This is a genomic window from Variovorax sp. GW460-12-1-14-LB1 (assembly GCF_059423605.1).
The window spans coordinates 1-4248 of the sequence record NZ_JBWKYF010000149.1 but is presented as its reverse complement, the minus strand read 5'-3'; the positions used below and the strand labels follow the sequence as shown (position 1 = coordinate 4248).

Here is a 4248-nt window from a genome sequence, read left to right as displayed (position 1 = left end):
GCTGTGCCGCGCCCTGCGCGGCCGGCTCCCCCTCGTCTTTGTCGAAAGGTCCGACCATGTCCGCTTTCTCTTCGTGCGCGCATCGCCCTGCGCTCACCGTTCGCTGTGTGCCGAGCGAGGTGCCGCCATGCACGCTTTGAACCTCGCCCTGCTGCAATGGCTCGCCGCCGGCGCGCAGCCCACGCCGTGGGTGCTGATGTGCGCCCGCACGCTGGCGCTCGGCGGCAGTTGGATGTGCGCCGCCGTGGCCCTTGCCGCGCTGTGGCGCCGGCCCGACGACCGCGCCTACCTGGTCGCGGTCGGGCTGCTGGCCGGGCTGGCCTCGATGCTGTCGCACGCCATCGCGTTGCGGCTGAACGTGCCGCGCCCCTTCGCGCAGGGGCTGGTGCCGGCCTACATCACGCACGCGGTCAACGGCTCGCTGCCGAGCACGCATGCCAGCGTGATGTTCACGGTCGCGCTGGCCTTCCTGGCACGCACCGGCCTGCGCGCCATCGGCGTGCCGCTGTTCCTGCTGGCCGCCGCGACGGGCTGGGGCCGCATCTACACCGGGGTTCATTTCCCGTTCGACATCGCGGCCGGCCTGCTGCTGGCCGCCGCGCTCGTCGGCGCGCTGGGCACCGCGCAGTGGCTGGCCCACCGCGCGGCCGTGCGCGCCGCCACCCGTGCCACGGCTTCCGCCTGGAGACCCTCATGACCACCGCCTCGACCCTGCGCCCGGACACCGATGCCACGGCCACGCCCTCGCCGCGGACCGTCGACCCCGACACGCCGCCGCCCGGCGCGCGCAGCCTCTCGTGCGTGATCCCCTGCTTCAACGAAGGCGCCAACCTGCGCCACCTACTGCCGCTGCTCGAAGACGTGCTGTGGGCCACGCGGATGCACTGGGAGATCATCGTGGTCGACGACGGCAGCACCGACGACACCGCCGCCGTGGCCGAGGCCGAGGCCTGGTGCGACCTGTCGGGCTTTCGCTGCATCTCGCTGTCGCGCAACTTCGGCAAGGAGGCCGCACTCACCGCGGGCCTGGCCGCCGCCGGCGGCGATGCGGTGGTGCTGCTCGACGGCGATCTGCAGCACGCGCCCGAGTTCATCCACGACATGCTCGCGCAGTGGCGCGCCGGGGCCGAGGTGGTCTACGCGGTGCGCGAGGCGCGCCATGACGAGAGCCGCTTCAAGCAGCTCGGCAGCCGCCTGTTCTACCGGCTCATGAACGACTCGGACCGCTTCTCGGTGCCCAAGGACGCGGGCGACTTCCGCCTGATGGATCGCAAGGTGGTCGACGCACTGAAGAGCCTGCCCGAGCGCAGCCGCTTCATGAAGGGCCTGTACGCGTGGGTCGGGTTCCGCGCCGTGGCGCTGCACTACACGCCGGCCCCGCGCGCGCAGGGCGCCAGCAGCGTCAACGCACGGCGGCTCGTGAGCCTGGCGATCGACGGGCTCACCGCCTTCACCACCTGGCCGCTGCGCATGGTGAGCGTGGTCGGCCTGCTGTTCGCGGTGCCGGCGCTGTCGTACGGCATCTTCGTGGCCATCGACCACCTGCTGTTCGGCAACGCCGTCTCCGGCTGGACCACCATCGTGGTGAGCCTGATGTTCTTCACCGGCATCCAGATGATCTCGACCGGCATCTTCGGCGAGTACATCGCGCGCCTGTGCAAGGAGACCAAGGGTTGATCTCTTCGAACAAGGTCTTGGTGAGACCGTTGTCCAGCAGCAGTCGCCTGAACTTCAGCAAGGTAGTGGCATCATGCACCGGACTCGCAACAGATCGACGCCCACGAAGTCGCGCAGCGCCGTTCTACGGCGAGTCCTCAGCGCTTCGTCGGCAAGCCGTACCCCTGCTGCAGTCTACCTGCGCAGCATCCGAGGAACGCCGATCGGCGGCCGGCCCACGCGCCCACTCGCGGAGTACTGCAACTCGATTGCGGCAATCAGACGAGACCTCGGCACACTGCGTCCCAATTCGGCCAAGAACTTCTCGCGCCGCGTGCGCTTTTTCATCACGTGCTCGCCACTGCAAAGCTGCATTGGTTAATCGCGGTTGTGCTGCGATCGCTATCTTCACCCGTGCTCGAGCCGCGCCCGCCGCGAGCTATTGATCCGAATTTCCTTAGATCACACGAAATTCCACACGAGAAAAAATGCAGAGTAGTCAAACAGAAATGCAAAACAAGGCCGATCTCCTTGACTTAAACGATCTCCGAATATTTACTTATGTAGCCGTTCTATACAGTTTTTCAGCTGCAGCGGATGAACTCGGCATTAGCAAATCAAGCGTCAGCCGAAGCATAATGCGTTTAGAGGCGCTCATGAACACCCAACTTCTAAATCGGACTACTCGAAAGGTTAAACTTACGCGCGCTGGTCACGCCCTGAAAGATCGAGGGGTCGAAATCATGAACCGCATTGGTGAAACCATCGGCTATGTCGGCGGTCTCGGCCTTGCTCCGCAGGGGCAAGTAATCATTTGCATCGCAACGGATGCCGGATTAGAGGAGCATGTTCAACAATCTGTACTTCCTCGATTTCTCGAGCGTTATAGCAATACAAGTGTCATTCTTCGTTTTACAAGACAAAAGTCAGAACTTCGCGCTGATTGTGTCGACATCAGTATCTCGAGCGCTCCCTCACATCCGCCCGGGTCTTCAAAATTCGCAACGATCCCGCGTTGGGCTTGCGGATCTCCAGCATATTTTCGAAACAAAAACTTTGTCAATACAGTCAAAGACCTAACCAACCACAGCATAATTTCCACGAATGACTCCGAAACCAACTTCGCGCCCAGTCTTGGAAATTTTTTTGAACTCGAGTTATTCAAAGACTTGCATTCACGCATAAATACCAACGACTTAATTGGCGCTCGAAGTTTGTCAATGCAAGGATTTGGCGTAACTTGTTTGCCTGCGCACATGTGTAGAACTCAAATTAACAGCGGCGAATTGATCCGCCTTCTTTCTGATTTGGAAATTCGCCCGCTAGAATTGAATGTTTTTTATCCAAGCAAAAGAAGTGCGGCGCCTGCGGTCAAAGCCTTTACAGAACTGCTCGCAGCGAGTTTAAGATTTGAGAGCGATTCAACCTCGATCGTTGCGTAGACTTCCCTCTGTCCAAACGCAAGCGGTAGCGTCGTTTCTTTCCTTTGGCGCCAATAAGATGGACGCCGCCTCCTCTTGATGGCACCAGCGTGCCAGAGCAGGGATTCGGGTCGTTTCTTGAACAGAAGCGTTCCCATGAAAGTCATGACGATTGGTATCGACTTGGCGAAAATTTCTTCTAGGTTCACCGTGGGGGTGAGTACGGCAAAACGATGCTGCAGAGGCGATCTGCGAGCGATGGCGCGGCCAAATATGAAGTTTGCGTCGACTAAGAACGTTGAACAGCAAGCGATGCTGACCCTACATCGTGCACGGCAAAGCTCCGAAAATGTGCGGACATCGCAGGCCAACCAGATTCGTGAATTGCTGACCGAATTTGGATTGATTACCCCTCAGGGGATCGGGAACATTGCCAAGCAGGTCCCAGAATTCATCTATCAGTGATGTCTGCCATGCTGACCACCGTGATGTATGACCCGATGATTCCCAAGGTGCCCGCCCAAGTGCATCCCATAGTGGCGCACCTCATAGTGGCGCACCTCATAGTGGTGCATCCCATAGTGGTGCAGTCCACCATACGATCCAAGATACGGGTAGCCGAGGTAAGAAGGGCCGTAGTAAGTCGAGACCTGATACCGCGCATTCGGCATGATCCCCGAGAGCCTTGACTGGCCGCTGGTACGCCCCTGCAGGTAACGAAGCACCCCTTCGCTGACGCCGGCAGAGCGCTGCTGATCGAAATTTCCGGGCGACAAGACGAACGCGACGCCACGCTGCTCGACTTGCGCAATCAGTTCATCGTCGCTCAGCCCTTGCTTTGACAAGGCGATCAGTTCGTCCATCTGCATCCGGTTGGCGGCCTCCGCGGACGGCTGAGCAGAGGCGCACCCGACGGCGGTTACCACAATTAATACCGCCATGAACAAGGATATCGCTTTCATGACGCGCCTCCTGACTGTGAGTATCCTGATTGGGGTACGCGGCGCTTCAAATGTTCCGCCAAACTGGTGAGGACGAGCGGCGGTCTGCCAAGGAAACATTCCTTTGCGATCACGGCTCAGAGCATCCGACTTCGACTATCTTTCACCATACGGAATGGTGCCGTCTCGCATCGCCTGAAGGGTCTCTTTGCGAACTTCATCCCGTGTTT

Annotated in this window: 4 protein-coding genes and 2 pseudogenes; 4 read left to right on the top strand and 2 right to left on the bottom strand. The window is 60.2% G+C overall.

Features of this window, described 5'->3' with window-relative positions:
* Nucleotides 1-127 precede the first annotated feature (127 nt).
* Together AC07Y4_RS32720 and AC07Y4_RS32715 are read left to right on the top strand one after the other, a co-directional pair.
* On the top strand, nt 128-697 hold the full coding sequence (locus AC07Y4_RS32720; RefSeq protein WP_057607321.1) for a phosphatase PAP2 family protein: 570 nt from the start codon (nt 128-130) through the stop codon (nt 695-697).
* Nucleotides 694-1677 (top strand): glycosyltransferase family 2 protein, encoded by a 984-nt coding sequence (locus AC07Y4_RS32715; RefSeq protein ID WP_057597852.1) that lies wholly within the window; start codon nt 694-696, stop codon nt 1675-1677. Before AC07Y4_RS32720 ends, AC07Y4_RS32715 begins: the two co-directional genes overlap by 4 nt.
* On the opposite strand, the pseudogene AC07Y4_RS32710 reads toward AC07Y4_RS32715, so the two are convergent.
* A pseudogene (locus tag AC07Y4_RS32710) lies at nt 1673-2031 on the bottom strand (transposase); the annotation flags it as partial. The gene AC07Y4_RS32715 and the pseudogene AC07Y4_RS32710 sit on opposite strands and share 5 nt — an antisense overlap.
* Before the next feature lie 134 nt (nt 2032-2165).
* On the opposite strand from AC07Y4_RS32710, the gene AC07Y4_RS32705 reads away from it, so the two are divergent.
* Nucleotides 2166-3098: a LysR family transcriptional regulator gene (locus AC07Y4_RS32705; protein ID WP_159275330.1), complete on the top strand. Its 933-nt coding sequence runs from the start codon at nt 2166-2168 to the stop codon at nt 3096-3098.
* Nucleotides 3099-3303: 205 nt separating this feature from the next.
* Nucleotides 3304-3533: pseudogene (locus tag AC07Y4_RS32700) on the top strand (IS110 family transposase); the annotation flags it as partial.
* A gap of 2 nt (nt 3534-3535) precedes the next feature.
* Here the strand turns inward: AC07Y4_RS32700 and AC07Y4_RS32695 are convergent.
* Nucleotides 3536-4039, bottom strand: a complete 504-nt coding sequence (locus tag AC07Y4_RS32695) for a hypothetical protein (protein WP_057598787.1) — start codon at nt 4037-4039, stop codon at nt 3536-3538.
* Nucleotides 4040-4248 lie beyond the last annotated feature (209 nt).

What these genes read in the sequence shown, in the direction of transcription:
- AC07Y4_RS32720 (WP_057607321.1), top strand. Translation starts at nt 128, where the DNA reads ATGCACGCTTTGAACCTCGCCCTGCTGCAATGGCTCGCCGCCGGCGCG.
- AC07Y4_RS32715 (WP_057597852.1), top strand. Translation starts at nt 694, where the DNA reads ATGACCACCGCCTCGACCCTGCGCCCGGACACCGATGCCACGGCCACG.
- AC07Y4_RS32705 (WP_159275330.1), top strand. Translation starts at nt 2,166, where the DNA reads ATGCAAAACAAGGCCGATCTCCTTGACTTAAACGATCTCCGAATATTT.
- AC07Y4_RS32695 (WP_057598787.1), bottom strand. Translation starts at nt 4,039, where the DNA reads ATGAAAGCGATATCCTTGTTCATGGCGGTATTAATTGTGGTAACCGCC.